Origin of the sequence: Leucobacter sp. cx-42, assembly GCF_014529985.1 — a bacterium.
Classification (GTDB): Bacteria; Actinomycetota; Actinomycetes; order Actinomycetales; family Microbacteriaceae; genus Leucobacter.
In genome coordinates this window covers 73,120-86,959 of the sequence record NZ_JACVMU010000007.1, presented here as the reverse complement: position 1 = coordinate 86,959, position 13,840 = coordinate 73,120, and the positions used below count along the sequence as shown (strand labels likewise).

The 13,840-nt window shown below is 60.9% G+C and carries 17 protein-coding genes; 12 read left to right on the top strand and 5 right to left on the bottom strand.

Annotated features, from left to right (window positions below; translation table 11 throughout):
- Positions 1-108: 108 nt before the first annotated feature.
- Positions 109-642 carry a DUF3043 domain-containing protein gene (locus ICM05_RS07970; protein ID WP_251364584.1) on the bottom strand — a complete coding sequence of 178 codons (534 nt, stop codon included), beginning with the start codon at positions 640-642 and terminating at the stop codon, positions 109-111.
- A gap of 206 nt (positions 643-848) precedes the next feature.
- On the opposite strand from ICM05_RS07970, the gene ICM05_RS07965 reads away from it, so the two are divergent.
- The 6 genes from ICM05_RS07965 (at position 849) to ICM05_RS12970 (ending at position 5,230) form a co-directional block, all read left to right on the top strand.
- Positions 849-1,211 (top strand): iron-sulfur cluster assembly accessory protein, encoded by a 363-nt coding sequence (locus ICM05_RS07965; RefSeq protein ID WP_251364583.1) that lies wholly within the window; start codon positions 849-851, stop codon positions 1,209-1,211.
- Between the two features lie 162 nt (positions 1,212-1,373).
- Positions 1,374-2,225: a cytochrome c oxidase subunit II gene (gene coxB, locus ICM05_RS07960; RefSeq protein ID WP_188024053.1), complete on the top strand. Its 852-nt coding sequence runs from the start codon at positions 1,374-1,376 to the stop codon at positions 2,223-2,225.
- 17 nt (positions 2,226-2,242) lie between these two features.
- Positions 2,243-3,877, top strand: a complete 1,635-nt coding sequence (gene ctaD / locus ICM05_RS07955) for a cytochrome c oxidase subunit I (protein ID WP_188024052.1) — start codon at positions 2,243-2,245, stop codon at positions 3,875-3,877.
- A gap of 18 nt (positions 3,878-3,895) precedes the next feature.
- The gene (locus ICM05_RS07950) at positions 3,896-4,318 is read left to right on the top strand and encodes a cytochrome c oxidase subunit 4 (RefSeq protein WP_188024051.1); all 423 of its coding nucleotides are present in this window, start codon (positions 3,896-3,898) and stop codon (positions 4,316-4,318) included.
- 18 nt (positions 4,319-4,336) lie between these two features.
- A complete protein-coding gene (locus ICM05_RS07945; RefSeq protein ID WP_188024050.1) occupies positions 4,337-4,780 on the top strand; it encodes a GNAT family N-acetyltransferase in 444 nt (147 codons plus the stop codon).
- Positions 4,781-4,783: 3 nt separating this feature from the next.
- On the top strand, positions 4,784-5,230 hold the full coding sequence (locus ICM05_RS12970; protein ID WP_188024049.1) for a TetR/AcrR family transcriptional regulator: 447 nt from the start codon (positions 4,784-4,786) through the stop codon (positions 5,228-5,230).
- A 64-nt stretch (positions 5,231-5,294) separates the two neighbouring features.
- Here ICM05_RS12970 and ICM05_RS07935 read toward each other — a convergent pair whose 3' ends face one another.
- On the bottom strand, positions 5,295-6,131 hold the full coding sequence (locus ICM05_RS07935) for an aldo/keto reductase (RefSeq protein WP_188024048.1): 837 nt from the start codon (positions 6,129-6,131) through the stop codon (positions 5,295-5,297).
- A 219-nt stretch (positions 6,132-6,350) separates the two neighbouring features.
- Positions 6,351-6,998, bottom strand: coding sequence for a phosphoserine phosphatase SerB (gene serB / locus ICM05_RS07930; protein ID WP_188024047.1), 648 nt, complete (start codon positions 6,996-6,998; stop codon positions 6,351-6,353).
- 77 nt (positions 6,999-7,075) lie between these two features.
- On the opposite strand from serB, the gene ICM05_RS07925 reads away from it, so the two are divergent.
- Both ICM05_RS07925 and ICM05_RS07920 read left to right on the top strand, forming a co-directional pair.
- A complete protein-coding gene (locus ICM05_RS07925; RefSeq protein WP_188024046.1) occupies positions 7,076-7,861 on the top strand; it encodes an ABC transporter ATP-binding protein in 786 nt (261 codons plus the stop codon).
- A gap of 173 nt (positions 7,862-8,034) precedes the next feature.
- Complete coding sequence (locus ICM05_RS07920; RefSeq protein ID WP_188024045.1) at positions 8,035-8,283, top strand: type B 50S ribosomal protein L31; 249 nt, start codon at positions 8,035-8,037, stop codon at positions 8,281-8,283.
- Between the two features lie 191 nt (positions 8,284-8,474).
- On the opposite strand, the gene ICM05_RS07915 is transcribed toward ICM05_RS07920, so the two are convergent.
- Positions 8,475-9,179, bottom strand: a complete 705-nt coding sequence (locus ICM05_RS07915) for an exonuclease domain-containing protein (protein ID WP_188024044.1) — start codon at positions 9,177-9,179, stop codon at positions 8,475-8,477.
- 108 nt (positions 9,180-9,287) lie between these two features.
- Between ICM05_RS07915 and ICM05_RS07910 the strand changes: the two genes are divergently transcribed.
- On the top strand, positions 9,288-10,151 hold the full coding sequence (locus ICM05_RS07910; RefSeq protein WP_353055852.1) for an alpha/beta hydrolase: 864 nt from the start codon (positions 9,288-9,290) through the stop codon (positions 10,149-10,151).
- On the top strand, positions 10,148-10,975 hold the full coding sequence (locus ICM05_RS07905; RefSeq protein WP_188024043.1) for an RNA methyltransferase: 828 nt from the start codon (positions 10,148-10,150) through the stop codon (positions 10,973-10,975). Before ICM05_RS07910 ends, ICM05_RS07905 begins: the two co-directional genes overlap by 4 nt.
- Before the next feature lie 32 nt (positions 10,976-11,007).
- Here ICM05_RS07905 and ICM05_RS07900 read toward each other — a convergent pair whose 3' ends face one another.
- Positions 11,008-12,162 carry a P1 family peptidase gene (locus tag ICM05_RS07900; RefSeq protein ID WP_188024042.1) on the bottom strand — a complete coding sequence of 385 codons (1,155 nt, stop codon included), beginning with the start codon at positions 12,160-12,162 and terminating at the stop codon, positions 11,008-11,010.
- Between the two features lie 240 nt (positions 12,163-12,402).
- Between ICM05_RS07900 and ICM05_RS07895 the strand changes: the two genes are divergently transcribed.
- Positions 12,403-13,191: a phosphatase PAP2 family protein gene (locus ICM05_RS07895; RefSeq protein ID WP_188024041.1), complete on the top strand. Its 789-nt coding sequence runs from the start codon at positions 12,403-12,405 to the stop codon at positions 13,189-13,191.
- 96 nt (positions 13,192-13,287) lie between these two features.
- Positions 13,288-13,740 (top strand): hypothetical protein, encoded by a 453-nt coding sequence (locus ICM05_RS07890; protein ID WP_188024040.1) that lies wholly within the window; start codon positions 13,288-13,290, stop codon positions 13,738-13,740.
- Positions 13,741-13,840: the final 100 nt, after the last annotated feature.

Here is a 13,840-nt window from a genome sequence, read left to right as displayed (position 1 = left end):
CGCGGATCCGCTCACGCGATCGGCGCCCCACACACGACTGAGCCCCGGGTGAGAATCAATCTCACCCGGGGCTCAGTCGTGCGCACTGCACCGTGCGGTGCAACGAACTTACGCGGGGTAGTTGCCGCGCTTGACCTGAGGCTTCGGCACGCGAAGCGGGCGGAACTGCATCGCACGCATTGCGCCGTACCAGCGGAAGCCGCCCTGAACGTTTTCTTCGCCGAACTTCTCTGCGAGCTTCTTCTTGAGGCGGAAGCCAAGGAAGACAGCGTCAAGAATTGCGAGCGCCACGAACGCCCAGATGAGCACGAGACTCAGTACCTGGATGATGCCCGGAATGAAGGTCATGACGAGCACGACCAGCATGAGGGGGATCAGTAGCTCGCCGACGCTCCAGCGCGCGTCAACATAATCGCGTACGAAACGGCGCTGCGGGCCGCGGTCGCGTGCGGTGAGAAAGCGCTCCTCGCCCTGCATCATGCCGACGCGAGCGCGTTCACGCTCGGCGACCTGGTTGCGGCGCATCTCTTTCTGCTGCGCCTTATCTTTCGAGCCGACGATCGGGCGTGCGTTTGCTGCCTGGGCAGCCTTACGCGACGGGGTCGGGCGTCCCTTACCGTTTGCTTCTTCGTTGGAGCTCATCCCGGAGTCCTGGGCCTGTGGCTGCTCTGCGCGACTCATTATTCTCGTCGTTATTCCTTTCGAGTCCGAAACCCGTTGGCTCCGGGGCCGTGCCTCGCGGATATGCGCAAGGGAAACGGGCCACCTAACAGCGTACCCTCTCCCTCTGAGAGGCGTAGACTTGTCGGGATACGAATTCGCTGAGTTTTATACGTAAAGGAGCAGCCATGGAAATGGAGACTGCTGAGGGTGCCGTTGATCAGGCACACGGCGTTGCGTTGAGTGATGCGGCGCGAGAAAAGGTTCGCAGCCTGCTCGCGCAGGAGGGTCGTGACGACCTTCGCCTGCGAATCGCCGTGCAGCCCGGTGGCTGCTCGGGCCTGATTTACCAGCTGTACTTCGATGAGCGCACGCTCGAGAACGACGCAATCGTCGATTTCGATGGTGTTGAGGTCGCGGTAGACATGATGAGCGTGCCCTACCTCAGTGGCGCAACCATCGGTTTCGAAGACACGATCGAGAAGCAGGGCTTCACGATCGACAATCCGAATGCCCAGGGCAGCTGCGCCTGTGGCGACAGTTTTAGCTAAATCTGTTGATTTTTCGCGTTCCTGTTTGCGACACCCGTACATCCGTGTTCGGGGAACGTTCAGGTTCGCGCTAAGCTAACAGGTAGTCATCAGATTCGTCTGCCCGAAATGGGGCGACGAGAAGTAGATATCGAAAGGTATGCGGTGCGTTCCAATCGTCTAATGAAATGGGTCGCGGCCCCTGTGGCGCTGTCCGCGGCACTTGTGCTCGCGGGCTGCACGCCCGAAGAGCAGCGCGGATTCCTCCCCGAGGGATCCACTAATGCGACGAACCACACCGAAGGTATTACTGGCCTCTGGGTAACCTCGTGGATTGTGCTCCTTGCTGTGGGCGTAATCACCTGGGCACTCATCATCTGGGCGACGATTGCTTACCGTCGTCGCAAGGGTCAGACTGGTCTCCCCGTTCAGCTGCGTTACAACATGCCGATCGAGACCTTCTTCACCGTGGTCCCGGTTCTCCTTGTCCTCGGCTTCTTCGCCTTCACCGCTCAGGAGATGGCAAAGATTGAAGCTCGTTACGACAACCCGGAGAACGTCGTAGAGGTTATTGGCAAGCGTTGGGCGTGGGACTTCAACTACGTCAACGAGGATGTCCACTTCCAGGGCGTCCAGGTCCAGACCGACGAGACCGGTGAAGCAACCGAAGAGACCATGCCGGTTCTCTACCTCCCGGTTGACACGAAGACCGAGATTCGTCTCGAAACCCGTGACGTCATTCACTCCTTCTGGATCGTAGAGTTCCTCTACAAGAAGGACATGATCCCGGGTCAGACCAACTACATGAGCTTCGAGCCCAAGGAAATCGGCACCTTCATGGGTAAGTGTGCTGAGCTCTGCGGTGAGTACCACTCAATGATGCTCTTCCAGGTCAAGGTTGTCTCGCAGGAAGATTACGATCAGTACATCGACACCCTGAAGGCAAACCCGGAGAACCAGGGTCTGGTTGGCGAAGAGTACAACCCGAACCAGGCTTCGTTCACCTCGGACGAGGCTAAGGCTCAGAACGACTAATAGGGGATAGCAGAAAGATGAAGAAGGGCAACGTAGTTGTCACGTGGATGACATCCACGGACCATAAGGTGATCGGGTACATGTACCTGATCAGCTCCTTCGTGTGGTTCCTCATTGGCGGCCTGATGGCCCTGGTGATCCGCGCGCAGCTGTTCCAGCCTGGCCTCGAGGTCATTGCTACCAAGGAACAGTACAACCAGCTGTTTACCATGCACGGCACGATCATGCTGCTGATGTTTGCAACGCCGCTCTTCGCTGGCTTCGCAAACGTCATGATGCCGCTTCAGATCGGTGCACCGGATGTGGCTTTCCCCCGCCTCAACGCTTTCGCGTTCTGGCTCTACACCTTCGGCTCGCTTATCGCAGTCGGTGGCTTCCTTACCCCGCAGGGTGCTGCTTCGTTCGGTTGGTTCGCGTACGCGCCGCTGTCTGAAATGACGTACTCACCAGGCGTAGGTGGAAACCTCTGGGTTCTTGGCCTCGGCATCGGTGGCTTCGGCACCATCCTTGGTGGCGTGAACTTCATCACGACCATCATCACGATGCGTGCCCCTGGCATGACCATGTGGCGTATGTCGATCTTCACCTGGAACACCCTGGTGACCTCGATCCTCGTACTCCTCGTCTTCCCCGTTCTCGCAGCAGCATTCTTCAGCCTCGCAGCTGACCGTATCTTCGGTGCTCACGTGTTCAACGGTGAGGGTGGCGCTATCCTCTGGCAGCACCTGTTCTGGTTCTTCGGCCACCCCGAGGTCTACATCATTGCGCTGCCGTTCTTCGGCATTGTCTCTGAGATCTTCCCGGTATTCAGCCGCAAGCCGATCTTCGGTTACAAGACCCTGATCTACGCGACGATTGCAATTGCTGCACTCTCGATGACCGTGTGGGCTCACCACATGTACGTCACCGGTTCGGTCCTCCTTCCGTTCTTCGCTCTGATGACCATGCTCATCGCGGTTCCGACCGGTGTGAAGATCTTCAACTGGATCGGCACGATGTGGCGCGGATCGATCACCTTCGAAACTCCGATGCTCTGGTCGCTTGGCTTCCTCGTGACCTTCGTCTTCGGTGGCCTCACCGGTGTCATCCTGGCTTCGCCGGCGCTTGACTTCCACCTCTCCGATACCTACTTCGTGGTCGCTCACTTCCACTACGTGATCTTCGGTACGGTTGTCTTCGCGATGTTCGCAGGCTTCTACTTCTGGTGGCCGAAGTGGACCGGCAAGATGCTCAACGAGCGTCTTGGCAAGATTCACTTCTGGGTGCTGTTCATCGGCTTCCACACCACCTTCCTCGTGCAGCACTGGCTCGGCGTCATGGCTATGCCTCGCCGTTACTACACCTACATGCCGAGCGATGGCATCACCTGGGGTAACCAGCTCTCGACCGTTGGTGCAATGATCCTCGGCGCATCGATGATTCCGTTCCTCGTGAACGTATACCTCACCGCGCGTCGCGCTCCCAAGGTCACAGTTGATGACCCCTGGGGCTACGGTCGTTCGCTCGAGTGGGCAACCTCTTGCCCGCCCCCGCGTCACAACTTCACCTCGATCCCGCGTATTCGTTCGGAATCACCTGCTTTCGACCTGCATCACCCTGAGGTGAGCGGCGTGGAGCAGCCCGTCGTGCGTGAAATCGCAGAAGCTAAGTAGTAAGGAAGGAACAAGGCTATGAAATCAAACATCGTAATCTTCTGGATCCTTGCGATTTACTTCGCTCTCCTTGCAACGGTGTACACCGCATGGAACTTCATCGTCCACGGCTACCTCGAGTGGTCAGGTTCGATGTCGATCTACGGTGCAGCATTCCTTGCCGGCATGATCGCCGTCTACCTGGGTCTCGTTCAGAAGAAGCAGGGCGGCGTTGCGATCGAGGATCGTCTGGACTCGGACATCGACGATGGCGATCCCGAGCTCGGCGACTTCAGCCCCTGGAGCTGGTGGCCGTTCATGCTCGCTCTCGCGTGTGCACTCGTCGTTCTCGGCATGTGCCTCTCGTTCAACTTCTGGATCTCGTTCTTCTCGGTTCCCCTGCTGATCGTTTCGGTCGTGGGCTGGGTATACGAGTACTACCGCGGTAACTTCGCCCGGTAATCAGATCTGGATGATTTCGTGAGCATCACGATTCGACGCGGCCAGGCCGAAGACGCAAAAGCTGTCTTCGGCCTGGCCCGCCAGTTTTCCACCGGTCGCGAGCCGATCGGTCGAGACGAGTTCATGGTTGCGTACGACAACATCATGATCCGCCGCGAGCAAGAGACCAACGTGCTCTTCGTTGCGGAGATTGATGGAAAAATTGTCGGCTATTCGCTTCTGACCGTGTCTCGCCTCCTCCATGCACCGGGCCTCACCGCCCACCTGCAGGAGATCGTTGTAGATGAATCCGCACGTGAAAACGGCATCGGAGATCGCCTCATGTCAGCAAATGAGCACTACTGCTCAGGGCGTGGCGTGCGTCAGATCTCGGCTTCCACGGCACGTATGGGTTCGTTCTATAACCACCGAGATTTCGAAGCGGTAGGCGAGCACTACCGCAAGCTCGTCGATATCTTTTAACGGATGACAGACGCTCACAAGGGCCGTAGGCGCCCGGGTGAAAATCGTCGCCGCCTGGTAGAGGCCGGACTCGTTGAGTTCGGCCTCTACGGCTATCACGGCACCTCAACTGGCCGGATTGCCGCGCGGGCAGACGTACCTCAGCCCCATCTGTACGCGAATTTCCCGTCTAAGCGCGCATTGTTGCTCGCTTGTGCGGAGGATTCAATTGAGCGCTTATGTGCGCTCACAGAGGCTTCTGGAGCTTCGCCAGAAGATCTTCTCTTACTCGTTCAATTGATTGCTTCGATGCCAGACAGCGAGGTCGGTCCAGCGATCGCTCCGCTGATACGGGAGCTTTCTGAGCTGTATGGCCCAACTGAGTTCACGCTGCTGACTCAACTTGGGGTCACAGCCTTGTTAGCACATGGCAGTGATGTGAGTTCGGCGCCAGCCGAGTTCTCTGGGTGAAATTGCAATACGGCCGGTACATCTCCACGGATGTACCGGCCGTATTGTTGTGCGCTGCTGAGTTCTAGCCGTTGAATTCTGCTGGGTTCGGGCCGACACGACCTGCAGCGCTGTCCAAGCTATCGATGACAGCGAGATCGGTCTCCGAGAGTGCGAAGCCGAAGATGTCAAGATTCGAAGCCATACGTGACGGTGTCTGCGATTTCGGGATGATGACGCGACCCTGCTGCAGGTGCCAGCGCAGGATGACCTGAGCCGAGGTAACTCCTAGGCGATCCGCGATTTCGACCACAGCCGGGTGTGAGAGCGCGGCACCCTGTGCAAGCGGGCTCCAGGCTTCGGTGACGATGCCACGCGCGGTGTTTGCAGCCACGCTCGCGCGATTCTGGAACAACGGGTGCAGCTCGATCTGGTTCACAACGGGGACGATGTCACTGACTTCACCCAGTCGCGCAAGGTGCTCGGGGAGGAAGTTGGAGACACCGATTGCGCCGACGCGTCCCTCTGCGTACAACTGGGTGAGCGCGCGCCAAGCCTCAAGGTACGAGTCGGTCGCAGGTGCGGGCCAATGCAGCAGGTAAAGGTCGAGCTTTTCAAGTCCGAGCTTCTCGAGTGAGGTTTCGTAGCCGCGCAGCGCACCTTCGTAGGTGAAGTCTTTCGGCCACAACTTTGAGGTGATGAAGAGGTCTTCGCGCGCGACACTTGTCTGCGCAATTGCCTTTCCCACCCCCTGTTCGTTGCCGTACAGCGCCGCAGTATCGATGCTGCGATAACCGGCGTCGATCGCATGCGTAACGACCGTCGCCGCGTCGTCGTTCGACACCTTGTATACCCCGAAGCCGAGCTGCGGCATTTCGAGTCCGTTATTGAGCGTGACAGTGGGGACTGACGTATGAGGCATGCCGTCTCTTTCTCGCGTGTGAAAACTGCCGCCATAGGGCGCTACGTGGATAACGATAACGAGGACAGCGCGTCAGGGGAATAGAAATGTGGCAAACACGGCTGGCTCAACCGCCTTGCGTGCTTGGAGAATGCACAAAGCGGCCGTGCATCCCGCTGTGCAGAGAATCACGACCGCCTTGGAGATGCTTTCACGCAGAGGTGAAGCTTGTGCGGGAACTTACTCCTGCATTGGCAGACGATCGAGGAACGGGATCGCCTGCTGGAGATCACCCTCAATCGCTTCGTCAGCCTGCTCCTGCACGATGGGCTTTGCGTTGTAGCCAACGCCGATCGCAGCGACCTTCATCATTTCGAGATCGTTCGCACCGTCGCCAATTGCGACCGACGAATCGAGTGCAATGCCACTCTCGGTCGACCACAGACGGAGCTTCTCCGCCTTCGCCTGTGCGTGGATCACGGGGCCAACGGTGCGGCCGGTGAGCACACCGTTCTCGACCTCGAGGCGGTTTGCCGACCAGAAGTCGAGCTTCAGATCCTTTGCGAGCAGATCGAGCACCTCGTGGAAGCCGCCCGACACAACGCCAACCTTGCCACCACGCGCGTGAACTTCGCTGATCAACTCAACGATGCCGGGGGAGAGGCGGATCCGCGCATACACATCTGCAAACACGCTCTCGGGCGTGCCTGTGAGTGTCGCAACGCGCTCAGCGAGACTCTCAGCGAAGTCGAGCTCGCCGCGCATTGCGCGTTCGGTGACCTCCGCCACCTGCTCGCGGGTGCCTGCGGCCTCCGCGATAAGTTCAATCACCTCGTCCTGGATCGTCGTGGAATCACAGTCGAGTACTACAAGCGGTGCAACGGTCATGGAAGACAGTTTAGAGAATTCCGACGCACTGCGTTTCATGTACGCGCGGGCGCGCGACAAGTCGTTAGTGTGGAGGCATGGCAACTGTTCTCGAGCTTTCCGACGTTTCGTACGTCCGTAATGGCCGTCCGATTCTTGACGGCATCAATTGGTCGATCGATTCGGCGGATCGCTGGGTCATTCTCGGCCCCAACGGCGCGGGTAAGACCACGCTGATGAAGCTCGCAACTGGGCAGGACTACCCGTCGAAGGGCACGGTCGATGTGCTCGATCAGCGCCTCGGTCGCGTCGATGTGCGCGAGCTGCGCACCCGCATCGGCTTTGTGTTATCGGCTGCGATGCGCCGCATCCCCGCAGACGAAACCGTGCTCAATCTCGTGCTCACTGCCGCGTATGCGGTTGAGGGCCGCTGGAACGAGTCGTACGACGAGATCGATGTGCGTCAGGCCCGTCGTGTGCTCGCTGAGTGGGATCTCGAAGCACTGGCGGATCGTCGCTTCGGAACCCTGAGTGATGGCGAGCGCAAGCGTGCCATGATCGCTCGTGCGGTGATGGCGGATCCCGAGATGCTGCTCCTCGATGAGCCTGGCTCGAGCCTCGATCTCGGCGCTCGTGAGCGACTCATTCAGATGCTCTCGGGCTTCGCGCAGTCGGAATATTCGCCGGCGATGATCCTCGTGACGCATCACGTTGAGGAGATCCCGCCCGGGTTCACCCACCTCATGCTCGTCGCTGACGGCAAGATCCAGGCAGCTGGCCCGATCGCTGAGACACTGACGGCTGAGAATCTCGAGCGCACGTTCGATCTGCCGCTGGTGTTGACCGAGTCGAACGGTCGCTACAACGCGACCGCACGCGCGTAATACACGCGTCCTTAGACTTTGCTTGTGAGCTCTTTGAAGGCGCCAAGCGAATCGCGTCAGAAATGCGAAGATTCTCTGCGAATCGTCTGCTAAACTAGACGCTTGTTGCGGCTCCGGCCGCAGGCCCACGGTGTGCTGTTACACACCATCATCAAGGCAAAAGGATTATTCCAATGAAGACCGCAATTCACCCCGAGTACAACGCAATCGTTTTCCGCGACCTGGCTTCGGGCGAGACCTTCCTCACCCGTTCGACCCTCAAGAGCGACAAGACGATCGAGCTTGACGGCGTGACCTACCCGGTTCTCGATGTGGAAATCTCGAGCGCTTCGCACCCGTTCTACACCGGCAAGCAGCGTATCCTCGACTCGGCTGGCCGCGTTGAGAAGTTCAACCAGCGCTTCAAGGGCTTCGGCGCCTAAGTCTCGCTTCACGAAAGCCCGGGTTCTTCGGAACCCGGGCTTTCGTGCGTTTGGGACGTGCGTCTGCGGGCGTCTGCGGGCCTCAGCCCCGCGAAACCGCCCGTTTCTCTCGAAACACGGTGTTTCTGGTACTAGAAAGGGCCCTTCTCGAGAGAAAGGCCCTTTTTCGTGGGTTTCGCGGAAGCGGCGAGCTAGCCGCGACGAATCGGCCAGCGGCCGTCCGCGGTAAAGTTCGGGTCCCGGTTCTTACGCATGTAGTCCTGGAAGCTTTCGGCCTGATCCGCCGCCCATTTGATCTGTGCGGCATGAATCGACTCAAGATCGTCAGCCATTGACTCACCAAACTTGGCCGCGATCTGCTGCATGACGCGGCCGGCAGCGATCGCATCATCTCCTGCGTCGTGTGCGTTCCCGAGCTCGACACCGTAGTGCGCTGAAGCGGCCTCGAGGGTGCGCTTTCCGCGACGGTACTTGTCGACCTGCTTGTCGATGATGAGCGGATCAAGAATCGGCGTTGTCGGGACGCTCGCATCAATGTTGTGGCGCTCCAGCTCGGAAGCGAGCAACGAAAGATCGTATGGGGCGTTGTAGATGACGACGGGGAATCCGCGGTCGACCATTTCGGCGAGGCGAGCAGCGATCTGCGCAACACCTACGGCCGCATTGGTGCCGCTCGTGCGTGCGATTGCGGTCGTGATGCCGTGCACGCGCGCCGCTGCGTCTGGGATCTCGACGCCCGGATCCAGCAGCCAGTCGTAACGCTCAAGCACCTCACCCTGATCACCGAGCAGGGCGACCGTCGCGCTCACGATGCGTGACGTGTCAGTGTCGATGCCGGTGGTCTCGGTATCGAACACTGCGATTTGTGAGGCCCAGAGGGGGAGTGGTCGCTGCAACGGAAGTCCTTTCGAGCTGCGGGCACGTTGACTTCGATGCTATCGGCTCACCGTGGCGCGCGGGCGGCGGCGAGCTGGAATGTCAGGGGTGGCCGATACGATAAACAGGTGAATACGAGCACGGTACACACGTTCGACGTGGCAGGAACCCGCACCCATGTGTGGGAGTACGGCGCAGCCGATGGCTGGCCGGTGTTCCTGGTGCACGGTTTCCGAGGTGATCATCACGGTCTCGAGGGGCTCGCTGAATCGCTTGCCGAGAAGAACCCTGGCAAGCGTTTCCTGGTGCCCGATCTGCCCGGCTTCGGCGAGACCGGGCCGATGGCTGGCGTCGAGCACAACCTCGCTGCCTACGGCGACTGGTTGGTCGCGCTCGTTGCTGAGGCTGCGCCCGAGGGGCACACGATGCTGGGCCACTCATTCGGCTCGCTGGTGGTCTCTGCTGCCCTCCGTGCCGGGCTTTCGCCAGATCAGGTCATTCTGATCAACCCCATTGCTTCTCCCGCGCTTGAAGGCCCGCAGGCAGTGCTCACGCAGCTCGCCATCGGTTACTACAAGGCCGGCAGCCTCCTTCCCGAGCGTGCCGCGAAGGAGCTGCTCGGCAACCGCCTGATTGTGCGAGTCATGAGCGAGGTCATGGCTAAGACTCGTGACCCCGAGTTGCGTGCCTGGATCCACGCCCAGCACCACGCGTACTTCAGCGCTTTCTCTGACTCAGCGACGCTGCTTGAGGCGTTCAAAGCCTCGGTCTCGCATACCGTGCGCGAGTTCGCGGGGGAGTACCGTGTCCCAACGCTCCTCATCGTGGGCGACCGTGACGACATCACGCCGCTCGCGGCGCAGCTTGACCTCCAACGACGAATCCCGGGCGCAACGCTGCGCATCATCCCCGGCACTGGACACCTTGTGCACTACGAAGCCGTGGCAGACGCGGCCGCATGGATCACCGATGCGTTGGGAGACGCCGAATGAACCTCATTCCGATCACAGACATCAATGCCCCCGAGCTCAATGACTTCACGCAGCTGACTGACGTCGCGCTGCGCCGCGTCCGCGAGCCAGAAGAGGGCCTGTACCTCGCCGAGTCCTCGAAGGTCATTGCCCGCGCGATCGCTGCCGGTCACAAGCCCCGTGCCGTGCTCACGACCGAGGCATGGCTGTCGCAGTTGGGGGAGTCACTCGCCGAGCACCCCGACGTCCCTGTTTACGTCGGCAGCGAGGCGCAGCTCGAGCAGCTCACCGGCTTCCATATGCACCGCGGCGTGCTTGCCTCCATGCATCGCCCGGCGGATCGCGACCCGCTCGAACTCCTCCAGGCTTCGAAGCGCGTGGTCGTCCTCGAAGACCTCACTGATCACACCAACGTTGGCGCGATCTTCCGCTCCGTCGCAGCCCTCGGGGCCGATGCGGTGCTGCTGTCGCCTGGCTGCGCCGATCCGCTGTATCGTCGCGCCGTGCGCGTGAGCATGGGTGCCGTGCTGCAGGTGCCGTGGGCGCGCCTCCCTGACTGGCGTGAGGCCGGTCCGATGTTCCGCGATGCGGGCTACGAGCTCACAGCGTTCGCGCTGCGCGATGACGCTGAAGACCTTGCTGACTTCGTTGGCGCTGTGCCCGAGAAGCTCGCGCTCATGTTCGGTTCCGAGGGTCCCGGCCTGTCGCGCCGTGCGCTCGCTTCGTCGGTGCGCACGGTACTCATTCCGATGGAGCACAGCGTCGACTCACTCAACGTCGCGACGGCCGCGGCACTCGCGCTTTGGGCAGTGCGTTCGGCGGACCAGGGCAAGTTCTCGGCATAACTGCCGACGTGTTTGGCCCGATCCGCCCCGAATCAGTTACCAGCGAACGCCGCGCGTACCTCTTCGTGGGGGAGCGCGAAGCTCTGGTGCCCGTTGCGGCCGGTCGCGTCCTGGGCCGCAACGAGGGCGTTGAGGACCCCCTCCTCGGTCGCCTCGACGACGGCCTCAAAGAACGGGTCAATCGAACCCCACGCCACATGACTCATGGTCTCAACGGTCACCGTCTCGTCGCTCATGCGTGAGACTAGCGCGCCCTCGTTCGCGGTGGAGAACGCGAGGAAGATATCGCCAGAGAAATGGCTGCCGGTCGTGCCCGTCCGAGCGAGGCCGAGCGGAACGCGGCGTGCGAGCGCCTCGCACTGACTCGGGAGCAGCGGTGCATCGGTCGCGACGATCACAATGACGCTGCCGGCGCCACCGGGCAGACGAACCGCAGCCGCGTGCTCCTTGGCGAACCAGCCGCTCGTTTCCATCGTGTTCGGTGCCGCGGAATCGCGCCCGAGCGTGCGTCCGGCCGCCCGAAGTTCCTCGCGCGAACCGAAGTTCGCCTGCAGGAGCACGCCAACGGTCCAGGCATCGGCCCCGGACGTCACCACGCGCGACGCCGTGCCCGTGCCGCCCTTGAACCCGTAGCAGTTCATGCCGTTTCCGCCGCCGACGTTGCCTTCTGAGAAGGGCCCACCGGCAGCGCAGTCGAGTGCGGCAATCGCATGATCAGGAGTGACCGTCCCTGCGTTGATTGCATTGAGGTAGCCGTCCCAGGTTTCACCAACTACCGGGAGCATCCACGCGGCCGCCGCCTGCGGGTGATTCGCAGCCATCCAGCGATCAATGCCCGTGTGCACGGCGCCGACGGCGTGTGAGTTCGTGATAGCGATTGGTGCCTGGAGCTGACCCGATTCCTCGATCCAGCTCCGCCCAGTGAGCTCACCGTTGCCATTCAGCACGGCGACTCCCGCGGCGCAGGGGAGTGCCGCCTTCGCACGACCGCGTGGCAGGATCGCGGTGACTCCCGTGCGCATGCCGCCGGGAGCGCCAGGGGCATCGCCCGTGAGCGTGACGAAGCCGACCTCGAGGCCGGGCACGTCAGTGATTGCGTTGTGCGCGCCCGGAACGCCGTCGAACGGGATACCTAGGTCGCGAGCGCGCGGGCGTGAGTCTGTGGGGTGCGATTCGTCATTGAACACGGTGGATTCCTTTCCCTGCGTCCTACCCTACGAAGAATCGAACCATTCTCGGTTGGCGGATCACCGCACCCGCCCAGAATCGAACCTCACCGCCGATCATCTGTCTGTGTGTTCCCTGGCGGAGCGGCGATGCATCGCCGTGCGGTGGCCCGGCTCGGTGTAGTGTTTGGCGATACATGTTTGCGCTCAGGCTTCGCCATTCAAATGCGTTCGAGCGTGGGTAAGCGCAGGGGAGTACCGATGAAGCAAACGGCTGGTCGCCGCACGGCGTTGTGGACCCTGCTGTTCTGGGGCATCGTTGGCGGCGGATCGTATCTGCTCGGCGTGCAACTTGAACTGGGACAGCGTGCCGAAAACAGCGTGCTCGACGCTGCTGATTTCACCACGCAACCACCGCCTCCGCTCAACCTCGTTTCGGTGCCGATGATTGGCGTCTCGCTGGTGGTGATCGGCATGATTGCGTTCTTCGCCCACGGCATGCGGCGCGCGCTGGTTGTGGTGATCATTCCCGGACTCGGCATCGCAGCATCGCAGCTCCTGAAACTGGAACTCCTCACGCGACCTGAACTCTTCGAGTTTGACGTGCCCAATACCTTCCCGAGCGGGCACATGACCGTATTCACTGTGCTCATTGGCGGATTGGTGTGGGCAGTGCCTGCACGACTCCGCGCACTCGTTGTCGTGATCGGCACCGCAGTGCTCGGTGCTGCCGCCTGGCAGCTCTTGGAGTATGGCTGGCATCGCCCGAGTGATGTGTTCGGTGGCCTCGCACTCGGCGTGATTGCATTCGCTGTCGCGTGTGTACTCAAACCCGCCACCGCACGTGGCACGGTGACGCTTGGCCAGGCCGCTTCGATTGGCCTTGCGCTCTGCGGTTGGGCACTGATTGCCGGGGCACTCCTGCTGGCGCTGTGGTCTTGGATGTCTGGCCGATCCGCGCTCATGTTGGGATCGGGGCAGTTCGGTGCGATCGGTCTGTCTGCGCTCGCTGCGCGCGCTCTGCTGCGTTTGGGGAGTGGCAAGAAGTAGCCGCATTGCTGGTCAAATACCGTGAAACCTGGTTTACTTATCTACACACGTAGAAAAACCAGGGGAGTAGCCCCACGGAATGGCAAAGGAGCCAACGTGAGCAAGTTTGACGGTCTGCTGAATGACACCACGCCCGCACTCAACTTCGAGTTCGAAACCGAGGGGGAGAATGCCGGGATTCCGATGCCGCCCAACCAGGGTGAGGGCCGCGAGCTCGTCGGCAGCCAGACGCAGAACGACACCAAGATCCACATGACGCACGTGTGGTTCACCGCGGATGACGAAAAGCACCCGTGGGTCGGCGAACACGTGCACGACTACGACGAAGTGCTGATCTGGACCGGCAGCGATCCGGAGAACCCGCGAGATCTCGGCGCGGTGCTCACGATGACGATCGACGGCGAAGAACGTGAAATCACCCAGTCGGGTTCGATCTACATTCCAGCAGGCGTCAAGCATTGCCCACTGAGCGTGGATCGCGTCACGCGTCCGTTCGCGTTCAGTGCGCTGTCGATCGCGCCCGTGTACGACGCTGAGTCGACTGCGTAAGTTCTCCCAGATCGATCCTCAGTGCGGCGCGCGCAGAGTCAGTAAGTCCTGCACGCGCCGTTGGTGCAGGAATCGCGTCCAGCGACGCCGCAAGCGGCCA

Coding starts and splice junctions, on each gene's coding strand:
- ICM05_RS07970 (WP_251364584.1), bottom strand. CDS start 642: ATGAGCTCCAACGAAGAAGCAAACGGTAAGGGACGCCCGACCCCGTCG.
- ICM05_RS07965 (WP_251364583.1), top strand. CDS start 849: ATGGAAATGGAGACTGCTGAGGGTGCCGTTGATCAGGCACACGGCGTT.
- coxB (WP_188024053.1), top strand. CDS start 1,374: ATGAAATGGGTCGCGGCCCCTGTGGCGCTGTCCGCGGCACTTGTGCTC.
- ctaD (WP_188024052.1), top strand. CDS start 2,243: ATGAAGAAGGGCAACGTAGTTGTCACGTGGATGACATCCACGGACCAT.
- ICM05_RS07950 (WP_188024051.1), top strand. CDS start 3,896: ATGAAATCAAACATCGTAATCTTCTGGATCCTTGCGATTTACTTCGCT.
- ICM05_RS12970 (WP_188024049.1), top strand. CDS start 4,784: ATGACAGACGCTCACAAGGGCCGTAGGCGCCCGGGTGAAAATCGTCGC.
- ICM05_RS07935 (WP_188024048.1), bottom strand. CDS start 6,131: ATGCCTCATACGTCAGTCCCCACTGTCACGCTCAATAACGGACTCGAA.
- serB (WP_188024047.1), bottom strand. CDS start 6,998: ATGACCGTTGCACCGCTTGTAGTACTCGACTGTGATTCCACGACGATC.
- ICM05_RS07925 (WP_188024046.1), top strand. CDS start 7,076: ATGGCAACTGTTCTCGAGCTTTCCGACGTTTCGTACGTCCGTAATGGC.
- ICM05_RS07920 (WP_188024045.1), top strand. CDS start 8,035: ATGAAGACCGCAATTCACCCCGAGTACAACGCAATCGTTTTCCGCGAC.
- ICM05_RS07905 (WP_188024043.1), top strand. CDS start 10,148: ATGAACCTCATTCCGATCACAGACATCAATGCCCCCGAGCTCAATGAC.
- ICM05_RS07895 (WP_188024041.1), top strand. CDS start 12,403: ATGAAGCAAACGGCTGGTCGCCGCACGGCGTTGTGGACCCTGCTGTTC.